Annotated in this window: 23 protein-coding genes; 7 read left to right on the forward strand and 16 right to left on the reverse strand. The window is 71.0% G+C overall.

All coding sequences use genetic code 11. From position 1 onward, the window contains the following. The first annotated feature begins 19 nt into the window (after nucleotides 1-19). Together ACIHAD_RS03340 and ACIHAD_RS03345 are read left to right on the forward strand one after the other, a co-directional pair. Nucleotides 20-1,480 (forward strand): class I adenylate-forming enzyme family protein, encoded by a 1,461-nt coding sequence (locus ACIHAD_RS03340; RefSeq protein WP_397352706.1) that lies wholly within the window; start codon nucleotides 20-22, stop codon nucleotides 1,478-1,480. Between the two features lie 53 nt (nucleotides 1,481-1,533). Next, nucleotides 1,534-2,694, forward strand: coding sequence for an alanine racemase (locus tag ACIHAD_RS03345; protein WP_397352707.1), 1,161 nt, complete (start codon nucleotides 1,534-1,536; stop codon nucleotides 2,692-2,694). Nucleotides 2,695-2,793: 99 nt separating this feature from the next. Here the strand turns inward: ACIHAD_RS03345 and ACIHAD_RS03350 are convergent, their stop codons facing one another. Further along, on the reverse strand, nucleotides 2,794-3,957 hold the full coding sequence (locus ACIHAD_RS03350; protein WP_397352708.1) for an acyl-CoA dehydrogenase family protein: 1,164 nt from the start codon (nucleotides 3,955-3,957) through the stop codon (nucleotides 2,794-2,796). A gap of 123 nt (nucleotides 3,958-4,080) precedes the next feature. On the opposite strand from ACIHAD_RS03350, the gene ACIHAD_RS03355 reads away from it, so the two are divergent. Continuing rightward, nucleotides 4,081-5,394 carry a UDP-glucose dehydrogenase family protein gene (locus tag ACIHAD_RS03355; RefSeq protein ID WP_397352709.1) on the forward strand — a complete coding sequence of 438 codons (1,314 nt, stop codon included), beginning with the start codon at nucleotides 4,081-4,083 and terminating at the stop codon, nucleotides 5,392-5,394. A gap of 143 nt (nucleotides 5,395-5,537) precedes the next feature. On the opposite strand, the gene purE is transcribed toward ACIHAD_RS03355, so the two are convergent. The 3 genes from purE to ACIHAD_RS03370 form a co-directional block, all read right to left on the reverse strand. Further along, entirely contained in the window at nucleotides 5,538-6,032 is a 495-nt protein-coding gene (gene purE, locus ACIHAD_RS03360) for a 5-(carboxyamino)imidazole ribonucleotide mutase (RefSeq protein ID WP_397352710.1), read from the reverse strand. A 14-nt stretch (nucleotides 6,033-6,046) separates the two neighbouring features. Next, on the reverse strand, nucleotides 6,047-7,195 hold the full coding sequence (locus ACIHAD_RS03365; RefSeq protein ID WP_397352711.1) for a 5-(carboxyamino)imidazole ribonucleotide synthase: 1,149 nt from the start codon (nucleotides 7,193-7,195) through the stop codon (nucleotides 6,047-6,049). Between the two features lie 79 nt (nucleotides 7,196-7,274). Continuing rightward, nucleotides 7,275-8,078, reverse strand: a complete 804-nt coding sequence (locus ACIHAD_RS03370) for a hypothetical protein (protein ID WP_397352712.1) — start codon at nucleotides 8,076-8,078, stop codon at nucleotides 7,275-7,277. A 227-nt stretch (nucleotides 8,079-8,305) separates the two neighbouring features. Here ACIHAD_RS03370 and ACIHAD_RS03375 point away from each other — a divergent pair, with 227 nt between their 5' ends. Next, nucleotides 8,306-8,782 (forward strand): GtrA family protein, encoded by a 477-nt coding sequence (locus ACIHAD_RS03375; protein WP_397352713.1) that lies wholly within the window; start codon nucleotides 8,306-8,308, stop codon nucleotides 8,780-8,782. Here the strand turns inward: ACIHAD_RS03375 and ACIHAD_RS03380 are convergent. The 10 genes from ACIHAD_RS03380 to ACIHAD_RS03425 form a co-directional block, all read right to left on the reverse strand. After that, entirely contained in the window at nucleotides 8,766-10,043 is a 1,278-nt protein-coding gene (locus tag ACIHAD_RS03380) for an ATP-binding protein (RefSeq protein WP_397352715.1), read from the reverse strand. The two genes, ACIHAD_RS03375 and ACIHAD_RS03380, sit on opposite strands and share 17 nt — an antisense overlap. Nucleotides 10,044-10,047: 4 nt before the next feature. Further along, nucleotides 10,048-10,716, reverse strand: coding sequence for a response regulator transcription factor (locus ACIHAD_RS03385; protein WP_043620820.1), 669 nt, complete (start codon nucleotides 10,714-10,716; stop codon nucleotides 10,048-10,050). Nucleotides 10,717-11,001: 285 nt separating this feature from the next. Continuing rightward, the gene (locus ACIHAD_RS03390) at nucleotides 11,002-11,541 is read right to left on the reverse strand and encodes a hypothetical protein (RefSeq protein WP_397352716.1); all 540 of its coding nucleotides are present in this window, start codon (nucleotides 11,539-11,541) and stop codon (nucleotides 11,002-11,004) included. 136 nt (nucleotides 11,542-11,677) lie between these two features. Then, entirely contained in the window at nucleotides 11,678-12,163 is a 486-nt protein-coding gene (gene bfr / locus ACIHAD_RS03395) for a bacterioferritin (RefSeq protein WP_397352717.1), read from the reverse strand. Between the two features lie 25 nt (nucleotides 12,164-12,188). Then, nucleotides 12,189-12,365, reverse strand: coding sequence for a bacterioferritin-associated ferredoxin (locus ACIHAD_RS03400; RefSeq protein ID WP_125632481.1), 177 nt, complete (start codon nucleotides 12,363-12,365; stop codon nucleotides 12,189-12,191). Nucleotides 12,366-12,486: 121 nt separating this feature from the next. Beyond that, nucleotides 12,487-13,107 carry an MBL fold metallo-hydrolase gene (locus ACIHAD_RS03405; RefSeq protein WP_397352718.1) on the reverse strand — a complete coding sequence of 207 codons (621 nt, stop codon included), beginning with the start codon at nucleotides 13,105-13,107 and terminating at the stop codon, nucleotides 12,487-12,489. Then, nucleotides 13,108-14,193, reverse strand: a complete 1,086-nt coding sequence (locus ACIHAD_RS03410; RefSeq protein ID WP_397352719.1) for an S-(hydroxymethyl)mycothiol dehydrogenase — start codon at nucleotides 14,191-14,193, stop codon at nucleotides 13,108-13,110. Nucleotides 14,194-14,208: 15 nt separating this feature from the next. Further along, complete coding sequence (locus ACIHAD_RS03415) at nucleotides 14,209-15,126, reverse strand: adenylate/guanylate cyclase domain-containing protein (protein WP_397353034.1); 918 nt, start codon at nucleotides 15,124-15,126, stop codon at nucleotides 14,209-14,211. Between the two features lie 83 nt (nucleotides 15,127-15,209). Then, the gene (locus tag ACIHAD_RS03420) at nucleotides 15,210-15,728 is read right to left on the reverse strand and encodes a PH domain-containing protein (RefSeq protein WP_397352720.1); all 519 of its coding nucleotides are present in this window, start codon (nucleotides 15,726-15,728) and stop codon (nucleotides 15,210-15,212) included. Between the two features lie 46 nt (nucleotides 15,729-15,774). After that, nucleotides 15,775-16,596, reverse strand: coding sequence for a biotin--[acetyl-CoA-carboxylase] ligase (locus tag ACIHAD_RS03425; RefSeq protein ID WP_397352721.1), 822 nt, complete (start codon nucleotides 16,594-16,596; stop codon nucleotides 15,775-15,777). 84 nt (nucleotides 16,597-16,680) lie between these two features. On the opposite strand from ACIHAD_RS03425, the gene ACIHAD_RS03430 reads away from it, so the two are divergent. After that, entirely contained in the window at nucleotides 16,681-18,885 is a 2,205-nt protein-coding gene (locus tag ACIHAD_RS03430; protein WP_397352722.1) for an FdhF/YdeP family oxidoreductase, read from the forward strand. Further along, complete coding sequence (gene fdhD / locus ACIHAD_RS03435; protein ID WP_397352723.1) at nucleotides 18,882-19,724, forward strand: formate dehydrogenase accessory sulfurtransferase FdhD; 843 nt, start codon at nucleotides 18,882-18,884, stop codon at nucleotides 19,722-19,724. Before ACIHAD_RS03430 ends, fdhD begins: the two co-directional genes overlap by 4 nt. Before the next feature lie 101 nt (nucleotides 19,725-19,825). Here fdhD and ACIHAD_RS03440 read toward each other — a convergent pair whose 3' ends face one another. Further along, complete coding sequence (locus tag ACIHAD_RS03440; protein WP_397352724.1) at nucleotides 19,826-21,643, reverse strand: hypothetical protein; 1,818 nt, start codon at nucleotides 21,641-21,643, stop codon at nucleotides 19,826-19,828. A 158-nt stretch (nucleotides 21,644-21,801) separates the two neighbouring features. Here ACIHAD_RS03440 and ACIHAD_RS03445 point away from each other — a divergent pair, with 158 nt between their 5' ends. Beyond that, on the forward strand, nucleotides 21,802-22,881 hold the full coding sequence (locus tag ACIHAD_RS03445; RefSeq protein WP_397352725.1) for an epoxide hydrolase family protein: 1,080 nt from the start codon (nucleotides 21,802-21,804) through the stop codon (nucleotides 22,879-22,881). 53 nt (nucleotides 22,882-22,934) lie between these two features. On the opposite strand, the gene ACIHAD_RS03450 is transcribed toward ACIHAD_RS03445, so the two are convergent. Further along, complete coding sequence (locus tag ACIHAD_RS03450; protein ID WP_397353035.1) at nucleotides 22,935-25,511, reverse strand: phosphoenolpyruvate carboxylase; 2,577 nt, start codon at nucleotides 25,509-25,511, stop codon at nucleotides 22,935-22,937. Nucleotides 25,512-25,549 lie beyond the last annotated feature (38 nt).

The following is a 25,549-nucleotide window of genomic DNA, read 5'->3' on the forward strand; positions in this document are numbered from 1 at the left end:
CGGCCCCGTCCACCGGCTCATGGACCGGGCGGCCGCGGCGGCGCCGGACGCTCGTGCCGTACGAGACGACACAGGGTCCTGGACCTACCGCGAGCTGCTCGCCGCCGCCGAACGTGTCGCCGGCTGGCTGAGGTACCGCGGCCTCGGCCACGGGGACCGCCTGCTGACATTCCTGCCCAACTCCCGCCACCTCCTGGCGATCCTCTACGGAGCTCTGCGCTCCGGAATCATCCTCGTACCGGTGAGCTCACAGGCACGGCCGTATCAGCTCCAAGCGATCATTCGTGACTGCGAGCCGCGGCTGATCCTGGCCGAATCCCCGGACGCGCCGCGTACCGCGGCCACGATCCCTCCTGAACACCGTGTGGCTGGTCTCGACGAGCTGCTCGGCGAATGGGAGACGATCGACCGGCCGACGGCCGACACGGTGGTGGATCCGTCGGATGTCGCCGTGCTCATCTACACCTCCGGTTCGACGGCAGGCCCCAAGGGGGTGGTGTCGCGCCACCGGCAGGTGACGTTCGCGACGCGCGCCATCGCCGCCAGGCTCGCCTACCGGCCCGACGACGTCGTCTTCTGCCGGCTCCCCCTGTCTTTCGACTACGGTCTCTACCAGGCCTTCCTCTGCGCCGAGGCAGGCGCGGAACTCGTCGTCTCCGCCGCTCACGACGAGCTCTCGGTCTACCGCTCGATGCGCGACAGCGGGGCCACCGTGCTGCCCTTGGTCCCGCCGGCGGCGTTGACCCTGCTGCGCCTGGCGGGACGACAGGACACGCTGAGGCCGAGGCTGATCACCAACACTGGGGCGGAGCTCACCTCTGCGGTCGCCGCGAGACTCCGCGAGGCGTTCCCCGGCGTGAGCATCGTGGCCATGTACGGCATGACCGAGTGCAAACGCATCACCATCGCCTCTCCCGATGCGGATCTGGTGAAACCGAACACCGTCGGAACCGCGCTGCCGGGTACACACGTCGAGGTCGTCGGGCCGGACGGTGAGACGCTTCCGACGGGGATGGTCGGCGAGATCGTCGTACGAGGTCCCCATGTCATGGACGGTTACTGGGCCGACCCGGAGGCGTCCGCGCGGCGCTTTCCCGTGGACTCCGTCACCGGCGAACGTCGTCTGCGTACCGGTGACCACGGATTCCTGGACGATGACGGCGCGCTGACATTCGTCGGCCGCCGGGACGACATCTTCAAGCGCAACGGCGTTCGTACGAGCCTGAACGAGATCGAGGCGGCTGCCCTCGACGTTCCGGGTGTACTGGAGGCCGCGGCCGCGCTGGTCGGCCGGAACCAGGAATGCGTTCTGTGGATCCAGTCCGCCTTACGCCCCGAACGCGTCATGAAAGAAGTCGCGGATCGGCTGGGAACGGCGAAGGTTCCCGATCGCTGCCTCATCGTGCGGGCGATGCCGCGAACCACGAGCGGCAAGATCGACAAGGTCCAGCTCGGCGCCGACCTGGTGGTGACAGAGTGAGAGAACTGATCGACCGGTACGGAAGTCCCCTGTACGTCTACCGCCTCGCCGAGGTGCGGACCGCGGTCACGCAGCTGCGGCGCCAGCTTCCCGAGCGGACGCGGCTCTACTATTCGGTCAAGGCGAATCCGCACCCCCTGCTGATCTCGGAGTTCGTCCGTCAGGGCCTGCACTGCGAGGTGAGCTCGGCCGCCGAGCTGACGGCCGCGCTGTCAGCAGGACAAGCACCCGGACGCTGCCTGATGACCGGACCGGGGAAGAGTGCCGAAGAACTCGACGACGCCGTGCGGCGCGGCGTTCGGACGTTCTCGGTGGAATCGCGGGCCGACTTCGAACGTCTGGAGCGTATCGCATCACACCACGCCGCCGAGCTCGACGTATTGCTACGCCTCAACGGCGTCCAGGCGGCCACCGGGGTGACCGGGTTGCGGATGACCGGCGCCACCACCCAGTTCGGGATGACGCCGGAGACAGCCGTCGACCTCCTGCGGACCGCCGGCGACAAAGGCCCGCTCCGCCTCGTCGGCGTGCACATCTTCCCGGCGACGAACATCTCCGACGCCGACGGGCTCACGGCGGAGTTCGAGCTCAGCATCAAGACGGCGGCTGAGGTGCTGCGGCAGGCGGGGAGCGTCGGCCGCCTCATCGACATCGGCGGCGGTTTCGCAGCTCCATATGCCCGCCCCGGATCACGGCCCGTCTACGCCGACCTGCGCCACGCCCTGACCGCCGCGCTCGACCGAAGCCTGCCCGGGTGGCGCGCAGGCCGGCCGGAGATCGCGTTCGAGTCCGGCCGGTACCTGGTAGGCGGCTGCGGATCGTTGTTGACCAGCGTACTTGACGTCAAACCACGTTCCGGGAGTACCTATGTCGTTCTCGACGTGGGCGTCAACGCCCTCGGCGGAATGTCGGGGCTGGGACGCATTCTCACTCCTGACGCCCAGCCGGTCGCCGCTCCTGCCATCGCGCCGCGGGACGGCCGTCTCAGCCTCGTGGGCCCGCTGTGCACTCCGCTGGACATCCTGAGCCGGTCGGCCGACATCCCTGTGCCGAACATAGGCGATGTCCTGGAGATCCCCAACGTCGGCGCGTACGGGTTGACGGCGAGCCTGCTGGCTTTCCTGAGTCGGCCCGTCCCAGCGGAAATCGTCCTGGACGACGGCGGCACTGTCCTGGACGCCCGCCGAGTCACCCTCGTGCACACCCGGCTCTGAGTCCGCCGGGCCGGCGGCCGGTTCGTCCAGGCCGTACGACCCCAGGACGGCGTACCCCGCCCCAGCCGACCGGCAGGCGGGGTTCTCGCACGTCAGGGGTTACTTGAGGAGCTGGCGGGCCATCACCATGCGCTGGATCTGGTTGGTGCCCTCGTAGATCTGGGTGATCTTGGCGTCGCGCATCATGCGTTCCACCGGGAAGTCCTTCGTGTACCCGTACCCGCCCAGGAGCTGCACCGCGTCCGTGGTGATCTCCATGGCGGCGTCCGAGGCGGCGCACTTGGCGGCGCTCGACAGGAACGTCAGGTCCTTCTGCGGCCGGCCGTGCATCGCCAGCTCGCTCTTGGCGGCGGCGCGGTAGGTCAGCTGCCGGGCGGCCTCCAGCTTCATCGCCATGTCGGCGATCATGAACTGCAGGCCCTGGAAGTCGCCGATCGCGCGGCCGAACTGCTTGCGCTCCTTGACGTAGCCGATCGCGTAGTCCAGGGCGCCCTGGGCGATGCCCAGCGCCTGGGCGGCGATGGTGACGCGGGTGTGGTCGAGGGTGGCGAGGGCCGTCTTGAAGCCGGTGCCGGGCTCGCCGATCATGCGGGACGCCGGGATGCGTACGTTCTCCAGGATCACCTGGCGGGTGGGCGAGGCCTTGATGCCGAGCTTCTTCTCCTTCGGCCCGAAGGACACCCCTTCGTCGGACTTCTCCACCACGAAGGCGGAGATGCCCCGGGCGCCCGCGGACGGGTCCGTCACGGCCATCAGCGTGTAGTACTCGGAGACGCCGGCGTTGGTGATCCACATCTTGGTGCCGTTGAGCACGTAGTGGTCGCCGTCGAGAACGGCGCGGGTCTTCATGGCGGCGGCGTCGGAACCCGCCTCCGGCTCGGACAGCGCGTACGAGAACATGGCCTCGCCCCGCGCCACCGGCGCCAGATAACGCTGCTTGAGCTCCTCGGACGCCGAGAGCAGGAGCGGCACGGTGCCCAGCTTGTTGACCGCGGGGATGAGCGAGGACGACGCGCAGGCCCGCGCGACCTCCTCGATGACGATCACCGCGGCCAGCGCGTCCGCCCCGGCACCTCCGTACTCCTCGGGAACGTGCACGGCGTGCAGGTCGGCGGCGACGAGGGCCTTGTAGACGTCCCAGGGGAACTCTTCGGACTCGTCGGCCGCCGCGGCCTGCGGCGCGATCTTCTCGTCGGCCAGGGCGCGGACCGTCTCCCTGAGCATGTCGTGCTCTTCGGCGGGCGCATAGAGAGGGAAGCTCATGCGTAGATACTAGGACGTCCGAGCACTTTGTTACCAGCTAGTACGGTTTGCGAACAGATGCAGGTGGCACGAAGGAGGTAGCGAAGGCCGGTAGCATGCCTGGCGATCGAAAGGAGCTCGCTCGTGCCATATCGCCTCACGGTGATCGGGACCGGATACCTGGGCATCACGCATGCGTCCTGCATGGCGGATCTCGGATTCGAAGTCCTGGGCCTCGACATTGACGCGGACAAGATCCGCCGGCTGAACAACGGTGAGCTCCCCATTCACGAGCCCGGGCTGGAACCCGTGCTCCGCCGTGGGCTCGACTCCGGCCGCCTTCGCTTCACCAGCTCCTACGAAGAGGTCGCGGCCTTCGGCGACGTGCACTTCGTCTGCGTCGGCACGCCCCAGAAGAAGGGCGAGTACGCCGCGGACGTGTCGTACATGGACAGCGCCATCGACTCGCTCGCGCCGCTGCTCGACCGCGAGTGCCTGGTCGTGGGCAAGTCCACCGTGCCGGTCGGCACCGCCGAGCGCATGGCCGACAAGCTCGCCCGTCTGGCCCCCGCGGGCGTCGGCGTCGAGCTGGCGTGGAACCCTGAGTTCCTGCGCGAGGGCTTCGCGGTGGAGGACACCCTCCACCCCGACCGCATCGTGCTCGGCGTGCGCTCGGAGCGGGCCGAGAAGGTGCTGCGCGACGTGTACGCGCCGCTCGGGGAAGTGCCCTTCGTGGTGACCGACTTCGCGACCTCGGAGCTGGTCAAGACGGCGGCCAACGCCTTCCTCGCCACCAAGATCTCCTTCATCAACGCCATGGCCGAGGTCTGCGAGGCCGCGCACGCCGACGTCAAGCAGCTCTCCGAGGCGCTCTCGTACGACGACCGCATCGGCGGGCGCTTCCTCAACGCCGGGCTCGGCTTCGGCGGCGGCTGCCTGCCCAAGGACATCAGGGCCTTCATGGCGCGGGCCGGCGAGCTGGGGGCCGACCAGGCGCTGACGTTCCTGCGCGAGGTCGACGCGATCAACATGCGCCGCCGTGCCCGCATGGTCGACCTGGCCAGAGAGCTGGCGGGCGGCTCGTTCCACGGATGCACGGTCGGCGTTCTGGGTGCGGCCTTCAAGCCGAACTCGGACGACATTCGCGACTCCCCCGCCCTGGACGTCGCCGTGACGATCGGCCACCAGGGCGGACAGGTCACCGTCTACGACCCGATCGCGCTCGACAACGCTCGTAAGGCTCATCCGGAGCTGAACTACGGCGAGTCGGCCGTCGAGGCGGTCCGCGGGGCGCACGTGGTGCTGCTGCTGACGGAGTGGAAAGAGTTCCTGGAGCTCGATCCGGAGGAGCTGGGCGCGGTGGTCGCGACCCGGCGCATCGTCGACGGCCGCAACGCGCTCAACGCCGAGGTGTGGCGCTCGGCCGGCTGGCACTACCGGGCACTCGGCCGCCCATAGCCCCTGGGCCCGCCGTAGCCCCGGGCCCACCGTAGGGGGCCGCCGCGGCTCGCCGGGCGCCCGGAGAACGACCTCCTGGGCGCCCGCCCCGCGAACGCCACGGAACGGCTCCGAAAGGGCCTGAAAAGCTCTGAGCGGCCTGCTCAGAGCTCCGCGGCCTCCGCTCGCAGCTTCTCACCCTTGGCGTACGCCTGCTCCTTGAGGCGCCCCTGGAACTCCTCCATGCGCTCGCGCAGCCCGGCGTCGGAGGCCCCGAGGATGCGGACGGCCAGCAACCCCGCGTTGCGCGCGCCCCCGACCGCCACCGTCGCCACCGGCACCCCGGCCGGCATCTGGACGATCGACAGCAGGGAGTCCATCCCGTCGAGGTACTTCAGCGGCACCGGCACGCCGATCACCGGCAGCGGCGTGACCGAGGCCAGCATGCCCGGCAGGTGCGCCGCGCCGCCGGCGCCCGCGATGATCACCCGGATGCCGCGGGAGGCCGCCTGCCGCCCGTACTCGATCATCTCGACCGGCATGCGGTGGGCCGAGACGACGTCGGCCTCGAACGGCACCCCGAACTCCGCCACGGCCTCGGCCGCGGCCTTCATCACGGGCCAGTCGGAATCCGACCCCATGACGATCCCGATCTTCACGCCGCCTCCTTCTGTCACGTGTACTCCCCGGTCATCAGGTAGACGGCGGCGTGGCGGGCGCGGGCGCGGACCTTGTCGAGGTCGGAGCCCAGGGCCGTGACGTGCCCGATCTTGCGTCCCGGACGCACTTCCTTGCCGTAGAAGTGCAGCTTGATGCCGGGGTCGTGGGCCAGCACGTGCTCGTAGCGCTTGAACAGGTCGGGGTCGTCGCCGCCCAGCAGGTTGGCCATGACGACGACGGGGGCGGTCATCGAGGGCGAGCCGAGCGGCAGGTCGAGCACTGCCCGCAGATGCTGCTCGAACTGGGACGTGGTCGAGCCCTCGATCGTCCAGTGGCCGCTGTTGTGGGGGCGCATGGCCAGCTCGTTCACCACGAGGCCGTCCGCGGTCTGGAACAGCTCCACCGCCAGCAGCCCGGTCACGCCCAGCTCGTGGGCGATCTTCAGGCCGATGCGCTGGGCGACGGCGGCCTCCTCCGGGTCCATGCCGGGGGCGGGGGCGAGCACCTCGACGCAGATGCCGTCCTGCTGCACGGTCTCCACGACCGGGTAGCTGACGCCCTGCCCGTGGGGCGAGCGGGCCACCAGCACCGCGAGCTCCCGTTCGAACGGCACGAACGCCTCGGCCATCAGCTCGACGCCGGTCGCGAACGCCTCGGCCACCTCCTCGGGGGTGCGGCAGACCCACACGCCGCGCCCGTCGTAGCCGCCGCGCACCGACTTCAGCACCACCGGCCAGCCGTGCTCGCCGGCGAACGCCGAGACGTCCTCCGCGGAGGCGACGTGGGCCCAGGCGGGGCACGGCACGCCGATCGCGGTCAGCCGTTCGCGCATGACCGCCTTGTCCTGGGCGTGCACGAGCGCGTCGGCGCCCGGGTGCACGGCGTGGCCGTCGGCGATCAGGGCCCTGATGTGCTCGGTCGGCACGTGCTCGTGGTCGAACGTGATCGCGTCGCAGCCCTGGGCGAACGCGCGCAGGTCGGCCAGGTCGCGGTAGTCTCCGACCCGGGTGTCGACGATCACTCGTGCGGCGCTCTCTCCGGGGGCGGCGGCCAGCACCCTCAGCTCGACCCCGAGCGCGATGGCCGGCTGCTGCGTCATCCGGGCGAGCTGGCCGGCGCCGACCACGCCGACGACCGGCCCGATGGGACTGTAGGAACTCACGTGAGGTGAGCTTACCGGGACGGAACGACTACCTCGCCGTTGTCAACCAGCACGCCCCCGCCGCAGCACGAGCGTCTGTTCAACTCGCGCGCCCCCGCCGCAGCCCGAGCGTCCTGATCCGGTTGCCCGCGCCGACGAGGCTGGCCGTCACCACCAGGTCCGTGCGCCCGCCCTCGTACGTGAGGCGCAGGGCGTCGAACACCAGGACGGAATCGGCGGCCACCGGGATCGCGAGGGTACGGGTCCCGTACAGCTCCACGTCGGCGCGCTGGGCGGTGACGTCCTTGAGCAGGCCGCGCAGCGGGTCGCCCGCCGGGAAGCGCACCCCCGCCACCCCGGCCGGGTCGGTGAGGTACGTGAGGTGCCGCTGCGGCACCAGGCGGGCCGGCCTGACCAGCGACGACGGCGCCTCGGTGGCCTCCCGCGCCGGCTCGCCGGGCACGGGCACAGGCACGGGCACGGGCACAGGCACGGGGACCGGACCGGCGCCCAGCCGCCAGCGTCCGTCCTCCAGGAAGAACAGGTAGTACGCGGGCGTGGGCTCGCGGGCCAGCGCGGCGAACCAGTCGCCCTCGTCGGGCAGCAGGTAACCGGGGTCGGCGGGGAGGGCTGGACGGCCGTTCCGGGTCGCCTCGCAGGCACGGCCGTCCAGCGTCCGCTCCGCCCACGTGGTCAGCTCCCGTACGGCGGCGCAGTCCCGCCGCCGCCAGGCTTCGTCGAGCTGCCTGAGCAGCGAGAACGCCTGCCCGGCGGTCGCCGGGTCGACCCGTGGCGCGGCTGCCGGCGCAGGCGTGCGGTCCTCCTGGAGCACCGGGGCGCCGCCGGTCGTGCCACAGCCCGCTGTGAGCAGGGCCAGCACCAGCACGAGCAGTCGAAGCGGCACAGGTGGCTCCCGGGAGGGCGGCCGTCTGGAGCGGCAGGTCCGACATCGCGGGCGGGCCCGCGATCTGAACGGCAGCGTAATGCCGATCTTTCAGAAATGCCGCTCATAAGACGATATTTCTAGAAGTCGTCTTTGCGAGGGATGTTCGGCCCCCTGACACCGGCCGTACGACATCGCCGGTACGCTGAGATGGTCAGTCTCGACTAGGGAAAGGACCGAGCGCGGACGTGGAGTTTGCCAAGCGCCTCTACCAGCGGTTCGAGTCCCTGGTCCACGAGCTGGCCAAGTTCGGGAGCATCGGGGCCGCCGCCTTCCTGTTCGACACCGGCGTTTACAACCTCTTCCTGCTCGGCTTCGAGTGGGGTCCCCTCACCGCCAAGGTCCTCGCCACCACGCTCTCGGCGACCTTCGCGTACCTGGGCAACCGCTTCTGGACCTTCCGCCACCGCGAGCAGAGCGGCCTCGGCCGCGAATACTTCCTGTTCTTCCTGCTCAACGGCGTCGCCCTGCTGTTCGGCCTGCTGGTGATCGGCTTCACCAAGTACACCCTCCACCTGCACGACGGCGTCAGCCTGAACATCGCCAACTTCGTCGGCGTCGGGCTCGGCACGCTGTTCCGCTACTGGTCGTACAAGAAGTGGGTGTTCCTGGAGGCCACCGAGCCGATCCCGGTCGAGCTGCCCGAGGTCAGGCAGGACCGCTGACCACGCGGTTCCTGCTGTCCTCCTCGGCCGGGCGCAGGAAGATGGCGAACGTCGCCGGTCGGCGCCGCACCAGTTCCAGTCGTCCGCCGTCGGCGGCGGCCAGCGCGCGGGCGAGGGTGAGCCCGAGGCCGGTGCCTCCGCCGCCGCTGACGTTCCGCTCGAAGATCTTGGGTGCGATCTCGTCGGCGATGCCGGGGCCCTCGTCGGAGACCTCGATCACGATGTAGTTGTCGCCGCTGGTGCTGGTGACGGTGACCGTGCCGCCGCCGTGGCGCACGGAGTTCTCCAGCAGCGAGGCGATGACCTGGCCGAAGCCGCCGGTGGTGGCCATCGCCTTCAGGCCGCGGGTGCCGTCGAGGTGCAACGTGCGGCCCGCCTCGCGGAAGACCGGCTCCCACTCGGTGATCTGCTGGATGAGCACCTCGTCGATGGCGACGGGCTCGGCCTGGGCGTGGCGCTGACGACGGGCGGCCGCCAGCAGCTCGTCGATCACCGCGGTCAGCCGCTCGGCCTGCACGATGGCCGCCTCGCCCTCCTCACGGACGACCTCCGGGTCGTTCGAGGCGGCGACGATCTCCTCCAGGCGCATGGTCAGGCCGGTCAGGGGCGTGCGGAGCTGATGGGAGGCGTCGGTGGCGAACTCGCGTTCGCGGGTGAGCAGGTCGGAGATGCGGGTGGCGCTGCGGTCGAGCACCTGGGCCACGCGGTCCAGTTCGGGGATGCCGTAGCGGTGCTTGCTCGGCCGCGCGTCGCCCGACCCCAGTCGCTCGGCGATCTTCGCCAGGTCCTGGAGGGGCAACGTCAGCCTGCGCGACTGTACGACGGCCAGGCTCACGGCAACCGCGAGCGCCGCGACGGCCAGGGCCACGATCAGCAGGAGCCTGGCGCGTACGTCCCGCTCGACCTGGTCTCTGTCACGACTTATGCGGACATAGACGCCTGTGTTGGTCTGTGCGTCCTCGGTCATCAGGTGACCCGACGCCGGCGCGGTGCCGACGACGGTCACCCTGAGAGGGGTTCCGCGTTCCCAGATCTGTATGTACCTGCCCGGGTACTTCTGCTCCAGTTGCTGCGGATCGAGCGGGGTCTCCTGGACGCGGGCGTACTCGACCTCGCCCACGAGACGTTTGGCTTCCGCCCCGAGCTCCTGAGCCGCCTCGTCAACGATCAGACGGCTGACCACGACGCCCAGGGGGACCCCCAGCAACAGGACCGCGATGACCGCGACGACCAGTGTGGAGGAGAGCAGTCGACGGCGCATGCGCCTACTCGCGTTCGAACCGGAAGCCGACTCCCCGGACCGTCGTGATGTAACGGGGCTTGGCGGCATCGTCGCCGAGTTTGCGGCGCAGCCAGGAGATGTGCATGTCGAGGGTCTTGGTCGAACCCCACCAGTTGGTGTCCCACACCTCGCGCATGATCTGCTCGCGGGTGACGACCTTGCCGGCGTCGCGGACCAGGACCCGCAGCAGGTCGAACTCCTTGGTCGTCAGGTGCAGCTCCTTCTCCCCCATCCAGGCGCGCCGGGAGTCGGCGTCGATGCGGACCCCCTGCACGACCGGGGTCTCGGACGTGCCGCGCCGCAGCAGCGCGCGCACTCGGGCCAGCAGCTCTGCCAGCCGGAACGGCTTGGTCACGTAGTCGTCGGCGCCGGCGTCGAGGCCGACGACGGTGTCGACCTCGTCCACGCGGGCCGTGAGTATGAGAACCGGGGTGCCGTGCCCCTCGGCACGGATCCGGCGCGCGACCTCAAGACCGTCCATCTCTGGCAGCCCGAGGTCGAGAACTATGAGGTCGATGCCGCCCGACAGGGCCCTCTCCAGGGCCTGCGGGCCGTCGGGGCTCACCTCTACCTGATAGCCCTCGCGGCGTAGCGCACGCGCGAGTGGCTCGGAGATCGAGGTGTCATCCTCGGCGAGAAGTACGCAGGTCATGAAGCGATCGTAGGACCTTAGGCGATCGTTTCCCGGGCACAGCGCGCGGTTTGACTTGTCGTTGACCTATCCATTGACCTGGGCAAACGAAGCTAAATAAGGGTTAGTCGTGATTAAATTACCGCGATTATCGAGGGGAAATCACAAAGCGCTCCAGGCTTTCCGATCACATCACGTACGCCCGCATCGGCGGGCGCGCCTCCGCGGCCCGGCGCGCCGTCCACCGCGCGTACCGGGCCATCGCTGGACGAACCCCGACATCCGGGGCGTGATACCCGGCGCCGCTCAGAGCCAGCTCGACCGGACGGACGTGGCCGGGCCGGTGGCCGGGGCGGTGCCGAGCTCGCCGGCGCGTACCCGGTCGAGCAGGCGGCGGACCGTGTCGACGATCTCGGGGGCCGTCTCGCGCAGGCTCGCCGCGTCGTCCGCGCCGACCTCGGCGGGATCGACGCCCGACTGCCGCAGCACGCCGTCGAGGTCGGCCAGCCGCTCCCCCAGCCACTTCAGCGGCTCGGCCGACAGTTCCTCGTCGAACACCCGCCGGTCGGGCTCCCAGCCGCTGGAGCCCGGGTGGTGGTGCGTACGGTCGAAGCTCCCCGGCGTGCCGTCGACCGACTCCAGCAGGTCGACCCGCCAGACGAGCTGATCGACGACGATGGGACGGGCCGAGTAGATCGACCCCTTGAGCTCGCCCGGCGCGAGCCTGCGGATCTCCAGGCGCACGCCGTGCTCGGCGCCCTCCTGGTGCTCTCCGGGATCGGGGTCGACGAAGTACAAGTCGCCGACGGCCACGCCGATGCGCTCGAAGCCGAAGAGATAGAGCATGGAGACCACTCCCTCACAGGTGTCCGGGGCTCGCCTTCCCCAGTATCCGTCAGGCCGCCGCGGCCGGCCCGTGCGCGGCGGAAAAGGCGACGGCCCCGCCGCCCGTACGGGCGGCGGGGCCGGAGAGAGCGTGGCGCTAGTCGTCGGCCGAGGGGGGCTCGGCGTAGCGGGCGAGGTAGAGCTGCTCGCCCAGGCTGCGCATCAGGCCCAGCTCGGTCTCCAGATAGTCGATGTGCTCCTCTTCGTCCTCAAGGATGTCCTCGAAGATGCGGGCGGAGGTGATGTCGCCCTTCTCCCTCATCAGCTGGATCGCCGGCCGGAGCCGCTCGACCACCGCCAGCTCCACCTCAAGGTCGGCCTTGAGCTGCTCCTCGACGGTCTGGCCGATGTGCAGCGTGCCGAGGCGCTGGTAGTTGGGCAGCCCTTCGAGGAACAGGATGCGGTCGGTCAGCCGTTCGGCGTGGCGCATCTCCTCGAAGGACTCGGCGCGCGTGTGCTCGGCCAGCTTGGTGTAGCCCCAGTTCTCCTGCATCTTGCCGTGCAGGAAGTACTGGTTGATCGCCGTGAGCTCGGCGGTCAGCTGTTCGTTGAGGAGTTCGATGATCTGCTTGTCGCCCTGCATGAACGGGCCCCTCGTCGCGATGCGGCTATGCGGTCGTCAGTTCTTCGGACTGCTTCAGGATCGCACAGATCTTCCGTACACAACGGGCACAGTCCCCACCGGCACCAGTGGTGTCGCGAATCTGCTTCGCACTCTTCGCCCCGGAGGCGATGCAGTCGTGGACCTCGTTCTCGGTCACAGCACGACATATGCACACGTACATCCGGCGTCAAGCCTCTCAAAGCGAGCAGAAGGGAATGCCTTTAGGTTAGGCACACCTAAGATAGCTCACTTCGGTAAGGCTTGCCTATGTTAGAGGCGTCACAGTCGGCTCACTCCCCAGGTCAGTGGCCTCTCGCCCGCCATTCCTCCAGGTGCGGCGCCTCGGCCCCGACGGACGTGGAGTCGCCGTGGCCGGTGTGGACGACCGTCTCGGGCGGCAGGGACAGCAACCGTCCGGCGATCGACTCGATGATCGTGCCGAACGACGAGTACGACCGCCCGGTCGCCCCCGGCCCGCCCTTGAACAGCGTGTCACCGCTGAACAGCACGCCCACGTCGGGAGCGTGCAGGCAGACCGCGCCCGGCGAGTGACCCGGCGTGTGCAGCACCTCCAGCGCCACCCCGCCCACCGAGATCTTCTCGCCGTCGGCCAGCGGCGTGTACGCCACCTCCGGCCCGTACACCTGCTCCCAGAGCACCTGGTCGGCCGGGTGCAGCCGGATCGGCGCCCCGGTCAGCTCGGCCAGCCGGGCCGCGGCGTTGACGTGGTCGTTGTGGGCGTGGGTGCACACGATGGCCTTGACCCGGCGCCCGCCCACCCGCGCGGCGATGGCCTCGGCGTCGTGCGCGGCGTCGATGATCACGACCTCACGCGCGTCGCCGACCAGCCAGATGTTGTTGTCGACCTCCCAGGTGCCGCCGTCGAGCGAGAACGTGCCGGAGGTGATGACGCGGTCGATCATCTAGAGGATCACCACCGAGCGCAGCACCTCGCCGCGGTGCATCTTGGCGAACGCCTCCTCGACCTGGTCGAGCCCGATCGTCTCGGTGACGAACCGGTCGAGCGGCAGCCGGTTCTGCAGGAACAGGTCGATCAGCATCGGGAAGTCCCGCGAGGGCAGGCAGTCGCCGTACCAGGACGACTTCAGGGCGCCGCCGCGGCCGAACACGTCGAGCAGCGGCAGCTCCAGCCGCATCTCCGGCGTCGGCACGCCGACCAGGACCACCGTGCCGGCCAGGTCGCGGGCGTAGAACGCCTGCTCGTACGTCTCGGGCCGGCCGACCGCCTCGATCACCACGTCGGCGCCGAACCCGCCGGTCAGGTCGCGGATCGCCTCGACGGGGTCGCTCTCACGCGAGTTGACCGTGTGCGTCGCACCGAACCCGCGGGCCAGCTCCAGCTTCCGGTCGTCGACGTCGACGGCGATGATCCGGGACGCCCCGGCCAGCGACGCCCCCAGGACCGCCGCGTCGCCGACCCCGCCGCAGCCGATCACGGCCACGCTGTCGCCGCGCGTCACGCCGCCGGTGTTGATCGCGGCGCCGATGCCCGCCATCACGCCGCAGCCCAGCAGGCCCGCGACCTGGGCGGGCGCCTCGGCCGACACCTTCGTGCACTGCCCGGCCGCCACCAGCGTCTTCTCCAGGAACGCGCCGATGCCGAGCGCGGGCGACAGCTCGGTGCCGTCCTTGAGCGTCATCTTCTGGGTGGCGTTGTGGGTGGCGAAGCAGTACCACGGCCGGCCGCGCAGGCAGGCGCGGCACTGGCCGCACACCGCGCGCCAGTTGAGGATCACGAAGTCGCCGGGCTCCAGCCCGGTCACGCCCTCGCCCACGGCCTCGACCGTGCCCGCCGCCTCGTGGCCCAGCAGGAACGGGAAGTCGTCGTTGATCCCGCCCTCGCGGTAGTGCAGGTCGGTGTGGCAGACCCCGCAGGCCTGCACGTTCACCACCGCCTCGCCCGGCCCGGGGTCGGGGACGACCACCGTCTCCAGCGAAACTTCCTGGCCCTTACCGCGGGCGATCACGCCCTGCACTTCGTACGGCATGGCAGCCATCTTGTGTCAGGAGGTTGATCTCCGCAAGACATAGGGCTGGACCACGCCGAGCCCTCTTGCCGGACGCCTTCTGATCTTGTGGACCTCGACCCCGTCCGCCGCGCCGGCCAGGCCCTCGGCCAGCTCGGAGTCGACCAGGATCGTGCCCGGCCTGGCGATGGCCGTGAGCCGGGCGGCCAGGTTGACGGTGGTGCCGAACACGTCGCCCATCATGGGCACGACCGGCCCGTACGCCATGCCGATGCGCAGCTCCAGGCTGTCGGCGAGGTCGAGCGCGATCGCCGCGGCCTGGGCCGGGGCGGGCGCGGTGAACAGCACCTCGTCGCCGAGCGTCTTGACCAGCCGCGCGCCGTGCGCGGCCACCACGTCGGCGGCGCGCGACTCGAAGCCCTCGACCAGCGAGGCCAGCGCCCGCTCGTCCAGCTCGCGCGAGCGCCGGGTGAAGGAGACCAGGTCGGCGAAGCCGACGGCGATCGACACGCGGCCCGGCGCCCGCTCGGCCTGGTCGTCGGCGACGGCCAGCAGCCGGGTGCCCGCGGCGGCGAGCTGGGCCCGCCACACGTGGACCAGCAGGTGCTCGAAGTCGGGAAGGAGGGCCTTGGCGGTGTCGAGGACGCCGCTCAGGTCGGCGTCGGCGGGCGCGTCGGGGAGCATGGTGCCGATCACGATCTCGGCCTGCCACTGCGCGAGCCTGGCGGTGGTCTGTCCGAGGGCGCGGGCCATGCGGATGACGGTCTGCTCGTCGAGCAGACCGCCGTCGAGCATGCTGCGCACCCGGCGCAGCGCGGCCACGTCGGCGTCGCTGAACGCCACGGCGTCGTCGGGGAACTGGGCGAAGCCGAGCGCCCGCCAGATGCGCTGGGCGAGCTCCTGCGACACCCCGGCCCCGGCCGCGACCTGCGCGCGCGTGTGGCGGGCCGGCATGCCGACGAGCGTGCGCTCGATCTGCTCGGCCGTCGGCCTGCCGGGCGGTTGGGTGGCGTTCACGATCAGCAGGCTACGCCAACTCAGTGGCCGTCGATCGCTCCGTCGGACGCGTCCTCGACCAGCTTGAACAGGTCCATGCGGACGTCCTGGATCCGCGGGATGTCGCGCAGCACGATCTGACCCCTCTCGCCCGCGGACTCGACGGTCAGCGTGCCGCAGCCGAGCATGCGCTCCAGGAACGTCTGGTCGGAGCTGACGGTGTTGACCTTGGCCATCGGGATCTCGTCGGTCGACTTGTTCAGCACGCCCAGGCTGATCGTGAACCGGTGGGTCGTCAGGACGTAACCGGTGTTCTTCCACTGGAGGTAGGGCACGAACGAGAAGATCGTCAGGAGGATCAGGGCGATGACGACGGCGGCGATCCTGCCGTAGGAGGTGACGCTCTCCCCCCACGTGCTGGGGAAGAAGTACAGGGCCGCACCCGCTGCCGCGGCGATGAGGATCAGCGCGAAGAACGGGCCGACGAGGCGCTTCCAGTGGGGATGGAAGGATCGGACGCGCCGCTCACCCTGCGTCAGATGGTGGTCGGGAAGGGTCATGCCGCACATGCTGCCACCAACCCGGCCGAGCGGCTACGCCGGTGGCTCATCGGGCGGCCCGTACGTGCACGACGTCTCCCGCGCCCAGCGTGTAGCGCTCGCCGCCGGACTCCACCTGGAGATGGCCGGACCCGTCGACGCCGGTCGCCCGCCCGGTCAGCACCTGGTCGCCCGGCAGCTCCACGCGGACGTCGCGGCCGACCGTGGCGCTGGCGGCCAGGTAGGCGGCGCGCAGCCCGGCGGCCTCGGCGTCGCCGCCCGCCGCCTCCCACTCGCGGTAGTGGCTCTCGACCTCGCGCAGCACGGCCCGCAGCAGCGGGTCGCGGTCGACGCAGGCCGCCTCCTCGATGGCCAGGGACGTGGCCGTCTCGACCGGCGCCTCGTCCGCGCGGAGGGAGACGTTGAGGCCCATGCCGATGACGACGGCGTCGTCCACCCGCTCGGCCAGCACCCCGGCCAGCTTGCGCTCGCCCACCAGCAGGTCGTTGGGCCACTTGAGGCGCACGTCGACCTCGGCCAGGCGGCGGACGGCCGAGGCGGCGGCCACGCCGTACAGCAGCGGCAGCCACCCCTGGGCGGTGACCGGCGCCGTGGGCCTGAGCAGGACGGAGAACGTCAGCCCCGACCGCGGCGGCGCCGACCAGGCGCGGTCGAGCCGGCCCCGGCCGGCGACCTGCGACTCGGCCACCAGCACCCGGCCCTGCTCGGCCCCGGCCTGGGCGGCCACGGCGAGGTCGGCGTTGGTCGAGCCGGTGGTCTCGACGACGGTGACGCCGGTCCACAGGGCTCCGGGACGCACGAGGGCGCGGTTGAGCGCGGCCTCCGAGAGCGGCGGACGGTCGAGGTCGGAGTAGCGCGAGGAGGCCATCCCCCTATCTTGGCCGACCCCGCGCCGAGGTCGGCGCACCGCACCGGCTGTCTCGAAATGCGCGCGAGGGGTAAAGATGGGGGGATGAGCAGACGTCCTGACCCTCGCAACTGGGCTTCGTGGCGCCCCTTCGGCCTCGGGTTGCGCAAGCCGAACAACTACCTGGAGCTGTGGAAGGCGTTCAGGTCGGTCAAGGGGAACAGGCGTTACGCCTGGCGCATACTCAACCAGGGCACCTGCGACGGATGCGCGCTCGGCACCCACGGCATGCGCGACTGGACGATGGACGAGATCCACCTGTGCAACATCAGGTTGCGCCTGCTGCCGCTCAACACCATGCCCGCGCTCGACGTGTCGCTGCTGCGCGACGTCTCGGGGCTGGCCGGGCGGAAGAGCGCGGAGCTGCGGGAGCTGGGGCGGCTGCCGTACCCGATGCTGCGGCGGGCCGGGGAGCCCGGCTTCACCCGGGTCACCTGGGAGGAGGCGCTGCGGGTGGCGGCCGACCGGCTGCGCGGCGCGCGGTTCGGCACGTACCTGACCAGCCGCGGGGTGCCCAACGAGAACTACTACGCGGCGCAGAAGGCGGTGCGGGCGCTCGGCACGAACAACGTCGACAACGCCGCCCGCATCTGCCACTCGCCCTCGACGGTCGCGCTCAAGCAGACCATCGGCGCGGCGGCCACGACCTGCTCCTACACCGACTGGATCGGCTCGGACCTGATCGTCTTCATCGGCTCGAACCCGTCGAACAACCAGCCGGTCGCGATGAAGTACCTCTACCACGCCAAGAAGGCCGGCACCCGGATCGCCATGGTCAACGCCTACCGCGAGCCGGGCATGGACAAGTACTGGGTGCCCTCCAACGCCGAGTCCGCGCTGTTCGGCACGAAGATCACCGACGAGTTCTTCGGCGTGAACGTCGGCGGCGACATCGGCTTCCTCAACGGCGTGCTCAAGCACCTGATCGAGAACGACTGGGTGGACAAGGCGTTCGTGACCGGGCAGACGTCCGGGTTCGAGGAGGCGCGCGAGGCCGTCGAGTCCCAGTCGTGGGCCGAGCTCGAAGCGCTCTCGGGGGCCACCAAGGAGCAGATGTTCCGGCTGGCCGAGCTGCTCGGCAACGCGCGCTCGGCGGTGCTGGTCTGGTCGATGGGCATCACCCAGCACGCCTACGGCGAGGACAACGTCCGGGCGATCGTCAACCTGGCGCTGGCCCGCGGCTTCGTCGGGCGCGACAAGTGCGGGCTGATGCCGATCCGGGGGCACAGCGGGGTCCAGGGCGGGGCCGAGATGGGCGCGTACGCGACCGGCTACCCGGGCGGCCTGCCGATCACGTCCGCCAACGCCGCCAAGTTCACCGACCTGTGGGGCTTCCAGGTGCCCGACGCGCCCGGCCTGACCGCGACCGACATGATCGACGCGGCCCACCGGGGCGAGCTCGACGCGCTCGTCTCCTCCGGCGGCAACTTCCTGGAGGTCCTGCCCGACCCGGCCTACTGCCGCGAGGCCCTGTCCAGGCTGGGGCTGCGGGTGCACATCGACATCGTGCTGTCCTCGCAGATGCTCGTGCCGGGCGAGGGCGACGTGCTGCTGCTGCCCGCCCAGACGCGTTACGAGATGGTCGGCGGCGTGACCGAGACCTCCACCGAGCGGCGGATCATCTTCTCGCCCGAGGTCGAGGGGCCGCGCGTCGGCGAGGCGTGGCCGGAGTGGAAGATCTTCTCCGAGCTGGCCGCCCGCACCCGTCCGGAGATAGCCGATCACGTCCGTTTCACCGGCACTCCGCAGATCCGTGCGGAGATCGAGCAGGTCGTGCCGTTCTACCAGGGCATCTCCGGGCTGCGGAAGTTCGGGGACAACGTCCAGTACGGCGGCCGCCACCTCTTCGCCGACGGCCGCTTCCAGACGCCCGACGGGCTGGCCGTCTTCTCCGTGGTCGAGCCGCCCGCCCTGGAGCGCCCCGACGGCACGTTCAAGGTCGCGACCAGGCGCGGCAAGCAGTTCAACAGCATGGTCCACGAGCGGCTCGACGGCTTCAACGGCGCCGCCCGCGAGGCCGTGCTGATGAGCGCGTACGACGCCGACCGGCTCGGGCTGGCCGACGGCGCCCCCGTCGAGCTGCGCGCCGGTGAGCGCTCCTACCAGGGCAAGGTGCTGCGTGCCCCGGTGATGCCGGGCAACCTGCAGATCCACTGGCCGGAGGGGAACGTCCTGCTCGACGAGGCCCGCCGATCGCCTCAGGCGCGCATCCCCGACTACAACGCCCTCGTCACCGTGCGGCCGCTGTGAAGGCGCGTCCCGGGCCCACCACCCGCGTCCGCGTCAGGGAGCTGGCCGGCTCCGGCACCCGCGACCGGCGCGACGACCTGGCCACGGAGGAGCCGCTGGAGATCCGCCTCACCGGTGACGACGGCGCGCGCAAGACGGTCGCCATCACCATGCGCACGCCGGGGCACGACTTCGAGCTGGCCGCCGGGTTCCTGAGCGGCGAGGGGCTGGTCGGGCCGGGCGACATCGCGGCCATCGCGTACTGCACGGACGAGGACCTGCCGCCCGAGGCCCGCTACAACACCGTCACCGTCCGCCTGCACGGCCCGGTGCCCGACCTGCCCGCGCTCGACCGGCACTTCCTCACCTCCAGCGCGTGCGGCGTCTGCGGCTCGGCCGGCCTCGACGCGCTGCACGGCCGCTGCAAGCCGATCCCCAGGGGCGAGCTCGCACTCACCCCAGAGGTCCTCTACGGCCTGCCGGGCGCGCTGCGCGAGGCCCAGGGCGTGTTCGGCAAGACCGGCGGGCTGCACGCGGCGGGCCTGTTCTCGGCGACGGGCACGCTGCTGGCGTCGCGCGAGGACGTCGGCCGGCACAACGCGGTGGACAAGCTGGTCGGCTGGGCGGCGCTGGCGGACCGGCTGCCGCTGGCCGGGCACGTGCTCATGGTCAGCGGCCGGGCCAGCTACGAGATCATGCAGAAGGCGCTGGCGGCCGGCATCCCGGCGGTCTGCGCGGTGTCGGCGCCCTCGTCCCTGGCCGTCGATCTGGCCAGGGAGTTCGGGATGACGCTGGTGGGGTTCCTGCGCGGCGAGCGCTGCAACGTCTACGCCGGTCAGGAGCGGGTCGTCACGCCCTAGTCAGCGGCTGTCCGTCTCGTCCTGGGGTTCCTCCTCGCGGGTGATGGAACCCCAGGATGATCAGAGCGGCTCGTGTCCCGGCTGGATCTGCCTTGTGAGGGCTATTCGCAGGTCACCGGGTACGTGCCTTCGGCGGATGGCTTGTTGTGGTTCAGCACCTCAAGCCGGACCACGCCGGAGGTCTTCGTGTCCCGGTGCCAGTGGAAGGCCTGCACCTGGAGAAGGCCGCCGCTGTTGGTCTTGTACGTGGCCGACTCCGTCGGCTTTCCGTCGATGACCCAGCGCCAGGTGATCTCGGTGTCCGGCGCGGCGCGGAAGGCGCCGAAGGCGGTGACGTACGGCGCTTCGGCGCAGTCGCCGAAGTAGTGGACCGGCCGGAACTCGCTGATCCGCACGGTCCCCGGCGACGGGTCCTGCGGCACGCAGGTCACGGTGTACGGCTTCTCCTTGACCGGCTTGTTGTGGTTCAGCACCTCAAGCCGGATGACGCCGCCGCCGGAGGCCTTGGGGCTGATGTAGAACAGGTCGCCGATCGACTGGGCCCTGTCGGGCTTGGCGTCCTGCGTCCTGACCGGGCCGGGCTTGCCGTCCACGACGACGCGGTACCGGACGTCGGCGTCGCGGTCGGTGGTGATCCGGGCGTCCACCCGCAGGCCGATGGGCTGCGTGCAGTCGCCCCGGTAGACGGGCGTCAGGACGTAGGGGATGGCCAGCTTGGCCGGGTCGGGGTCGGTCGTGCAGGAGAGGGCGAAGGTGCGCTCGGCGGCCTGGGCGGAGGCGGGCCGGGTGGTCAGGGCCAGCTTGTGCGAGCCGGTCTTCGGCTGGTCGAAGCTCCAGGCGGCGGTGACGTCCTGGGCCCTGGCCTGGCCGGCGGCCGGGAAGCTCACGGTCTGGTGCTGCCACTCGGCGCCGTCCAGGCTCCACCAGTAGCCGACGCTGACCGCCGGGCCCGCCGGAAGGGTGATGCGGCCGGTGGCCTGGTAGGCGATGGGCTCGTCGCAGTAGCCCTGGTAGTCGCCGGGCGTCAGGGCGGTGATCGCCGCCTGCGGCTGCTGCGCCGGGGGCTCGGACGTCGTGGTCGGCTTGGGCGTCGAGGTGGACGACGTGGTGGGCGTGGGTGTCGAGGAGGTCGTCGGCGTCGGGGTGGACGTCGTGGTGGGCTCGGGGCCGGGCGTGACGCGGCAGGTCACGTCGTACGGCGCGCGGCCGGAGTCGTGCCCGCCGGCGTTGAGGATCCGTACGGACCGCCAGCCGGCCGTCGAGGTGCCCACGGACAGCGGCAGCGTGATCTGCCTGCTGCGCGGGCCGCCGCCGGCGAAGTACATCGACTCGACCGCGCCCTCGCCCGTGGCGCTGTCGATCCACCGGTAGCCGACCTTGGCCGGGGTGCGCGACACCTGGATGGTCGCGGTGAACGTCACGGTGGCCGGGCAGGTGCCGTCGTGGCGGGACGGGCTCGCCTGCACGCTCGCGGCCGCCACCAGCGGCCTGTCCGGCTGGGCGGGCAGCGGGTTGACCACGTCGTAGCGCTGCGGGGACCCGGTGCACGAGACGCGGAAGCGCGCCTTGGCCGACAGGCCGCGCCGGCCGAGGACCTCCACGGCCTGCCAGCCGGTCGTGTCGCGGTCGAACGTCTGGCGGTCCCTCACGACGACCTTGCGCGCGCCGTTGACGCGGAAGTTCCTGATGGCGCTCTTGCTGCCGTCACCGCGTACCCAGCGGTAGCGCACGGTGCCCTTGCCCTTGGCGGCCACCGTGGCGGCGAAGGCCACCGTCGTGGGGCACTCGCCCGTCCGGTCGGCGGGGGTGGCCTTGACCCGGGTCACCGAGGTCGCCGGTGCGGTGGTGGCCAGGGCTGGAGGAGCGGCCAGCAGGCTGCCGAGCAGCACGGCGCCCAGCAGCAAGGCTGTCCTTTTCATGGGGGTCCCTTTCTGCACTTGTCAAAGCCCCCATGCTGCTCAGTGATCCTTGGAAGTCACTTGGATCCCTCTTGTGAAGAGTTGTGGAATGAATCATTCCGTTCTGCTATAGTTGGAACAGAACAAGCCGTTCCGCTTCTTCGGTCGAGAGGACCCTCATGAGCATCCGCCCGTTCCGCATCGAGATCCCCCAGGCCGACCTCGACGACCTGCTGGACCGGCTCGCGCGGACCCGCTTCGCCGACGAGATCCCCGGCTCCGACCAGGGCGTGGGCGTCGAGCGGGTCAAGCGCCTGGTGGCCCACTGGCAGTCCGGCTTCGACTGGCGGGCCCAGGAGGCCAGGCTCAACGCGTACCCGCAGTTCACGACGGAGATCGACGGGCAGAACATCCACTTCATCCACGTACGTTCCGACACCCCCGACGCCCTGCCCCTGATCCTCACCCACGGCTGGCCCGGCACCGTCGCCGAGTACCTCGACGCGATCGAGCCGCTGTCGCGCCACTTCCACGTGGTCGTCCCGTCGCTGCCCGGCTTCGGCTTCTCCGGGCCGACCAAGGAACTCGGCTGGAACAACCGGCGCATCGCCGGGGCGTGGGCCGAGCTGATGGCCCGCCTCGGCTACGAGCGCTACGGCGCCGTCGGCAACGACGGCGGCTCGATGATCTCCCCCGAGCTGGGCAGGATCGACGCCGAGCACGTCGTGGGCGTGCACGTCACCCAGCTCTTCTCCTTCCCCTCCGGCGACCCGGCCGAGTTCGCCGGCCTGAGCGAGGAGGACCAGGCCGGGCTGGCCGTGCTCGACTGGTTCTGGAAGGAGAAGGGCGCGTTCAACGTCCTGCAGTCGCAGCAGCCGCAGACGCTCGCGCACGCCGTCGTCGACTCCCCCGCCGGGCTCGTCGGCTGGCTGGCCCAGCTCTTCGACGAGGACCTGGACGACGACTTCGTGCTGATCAACGCCTCGATCCACTGGTTCACCGGCACCGCCGGCTCGGCCCTGCGGCTCTACTGGGAGAACGCCCGCATGGAGCAGCCGCAGGAGCCGACGACCACCCCGACCGCGCTGGCCATGGCCGAGGGCGACTTCAAGTCGATCCGCCGCTTCGCCGAGCGCGACCACAGCGCCATCGTCTCGTGGAAGACGCTGCCCGCCCCGGCCCACGGCCACTACACCGCTCACAGCGCCACGGAGGCGCTCACCTCCGACATCACGGCCTTCTTCGACAGCCTGCGCTGAACTCCCGCGCTTCGGACGGCCCGGCTCCCCCCCGCCGGGCCGTCCGCGCGTGCTCAGCCGGTGTTCTGCAGGCCGGCGGCCACGCCGTTGACCGACAGCAGCAGCAGCGTGGACAGCCGCTCGCGCTCCTGCTCCGACAGGTCCTCGGTACGCATCGCGCGCAGCGCCCGGAGCTGCAGGTGCGACAGCGCGTCCACGTACGGGTCGCGCAGCTGCACGGCCCGCGAGAGCACCTTGCGGTTCTCCAGCAGCCGCTTGTGCCCGGTCACCCGCAGCACCAGCTCGCGGGTGCGGTCGTACTCCTCCAGCACCTGGCGGGCGAAGTCGTCCCGGCCGCCGAGCGCCAGGTAGCGCTTGGCGATCGAGCGGTCGGTCTTGGCCAGCGACATCTCGGCGTTGTCCAGCATCGCGTTGAACAGCGGCCACTCGGCGTAGGCCGCGCGCAGCTCGTCGAGGGAGCCGACGGCGGCCAGGCCGGTGCCGAGGCCGTACCAGCCGGGCAGATTGACGCGGGTCTGGGCCCAGGCGAACACCCACGGGATGGCCCGCAGGTCGTCGAGCGAGCGCGGCGCGCCCAGGCCGCGGCGGGCCGGGCGGGAGCCGAGCCGCAGCGAGCCGATCTCCTCCAGCGGGCTGACCAGCGCGAACCACTCGGGGAACCCGGGGGCCTCGGTGAGCGCGCGGTAGGCATCCTCCGAGGCCGTGGCGACCTGCTCGGCCAGGCCTCGGAACCGCTCGGCGGCGGCCGCCGTACGCGCGCCGACCGTGGGCGAGGACGCCAGCAGCACGGCGTTGGTGACCTGTTCGAGATGGCGGCGGGCGATGGCGATGTGCCCGTAACGGGCGAAGATGACCTCACCCTGCTCGGTGACCTTGAAGCGGCCCGCGACCGAGCCCGGCGCCTGCGCCAGCACCGCCCGGTTGGCCGGGCCGCCGCCGCGGCCGAGCGCGCCGCCGCGGCCGTGGAACATGCGCAGCTTCACGTCGTGCTCGTGCGCCCACACGGTCAGCTCCTCCTGCGCCTCGTAGAGGCGGAGGGTGGCGGCCGCCGGGCCCAGCTCCTTGGCCGAGTCGGAGTAGCCGAGCATGATCTCCATGCGGCGCCCGGTCGCGGCCAGGCGGTCCTGGATCTGCGGGATCTCCAGCATGCCGCTCAGCACGCGCGGCGAGTTCGCCAGGTCCTGGCCGGACTCGAACAGCGGCACCACGTCGAGCACCGGCGCCCGGTCGCCCAGGGCGTGCCCGGCCAGCTCGTAGACGGCCGCGATGTCGTCGGCCGAGCGGGTGAAGGAGACCACGTAGCGGGAGCAGGCCGTGACGCCGAACCGCTCCTGGATCCAGGCGATCACCCGGATCGTGGCCAGCACCTCCTCGGTGCGCTCCGACAGCTCGCCGCCGGCCCTGATCTCCTCCAGGGCCGCCGCGTGCACCTGCGAGTGCTGGCGCACCTCCAGCTCGGCCAGGTGGAAGCCGAACGTCTCGACCTGCCAGACGAGGTGCTGCAGCTCCCCGTACGCCTGCCGCGGCGCGCTGCGCGCCAGCGACTCCTGCGCCAGCCGCAGGTCGGTCAGCAGCTCGGCGGGCGAGCGGTAGGCGAGGTCGAGGTCGCGGTGGCGGGTGGCGGCGATGCGCGCGGCCACGAACAGCAGCCACTGGCGGTGCGGCTCGCGCGGCGACCGGGTGGCCAGCTCGGAGACCAGTTCGGGATGCGCGTCGACGGCCGCGGCCAGCGCGCCCTTGAGCTCGGCGGAGCACGGCGAGAACTGGGCGGAGGCGGTCAGCGTACGGGCGATGCGGGTGCAGGCCGTCTCCAGGGCGGTCAGCACGTGCTCGGACTGGATCTGGATGGTGTCGCGGGTGACCTTGGCGGTGACGTTGGGATTGCCGTCGCGGTCGCCGCCGATCCAGCTTCCGTACCGGATGAAGGGCCTGGCCAGCGGAGGACGGGTGCCGGTGCCCGCGTCGAGCGCCGCGTCGAGCGAGCGGTAGACCTGGGGCACCATCCGGAACAGCGTCTCGTCGAAGGCGGCCATGGCCGTGCGCACCTCGTCGCGCGGGTCGAGCTTGGTGGCGCGGAGCTGGGCCGTACGCCACAGCAGGTCGATCTCCTCCAGCAGGCGGCGCCTGCTCTCGGCGCGCTCGGAGGCGCCGCGCCCGGGCGTGTTGTACTCGGTGAGCTGGCCGCTGACCCGCTGGATGGCGGTGACGACCGCGCGCCTGCGCGCCTCGGTGGGGTGCGCGGTCAGCACCGGGTGCAGCTCCAGGCCCTGCAGCAGCTCGCTCACGCGCTCGTTGCCGAGCTCGTGGACGGCCTGCGCCAGCGACTCCCGCTGCACCCTCCCCTCGGCGTCGCGTTCGCGCAGCGTACGGATGCGGTAATGCTCCTCGGCCAGGTTCGCCAGGTGGAAGTAACAGGTGAACGCGCGGGCGACCGCCACCGCCCGCTCGATCTCCCATCCGGCGACCATTTCGGTGATCTCGTCGGCGGAAATCTCGCCTCTGCGCGCCGCGATGACGGCTTTGCGCAACCGTTCGACGTCGGCCAGCAGGTCTTCGCCACCTTGTTCGGCGATCACCTCGCCGAGCAGCTTGCCGAGCATGCGCACGTCGTGGCGCAGCTCGTCAGGCATCTCGGTCACGGCGGCACTACGACGCTCGAGCCCCTGGT

Origin of the sequence: Nonomuraea sp. NPDC052265 (genome assembly GCF_044547985.1) — a bacterium.
Classification (GTDB): Bacteria; Actinomycetota; Actinomycetes; order Streptosporangiales; family Streptosporangiaceae; genus Nonomuraea.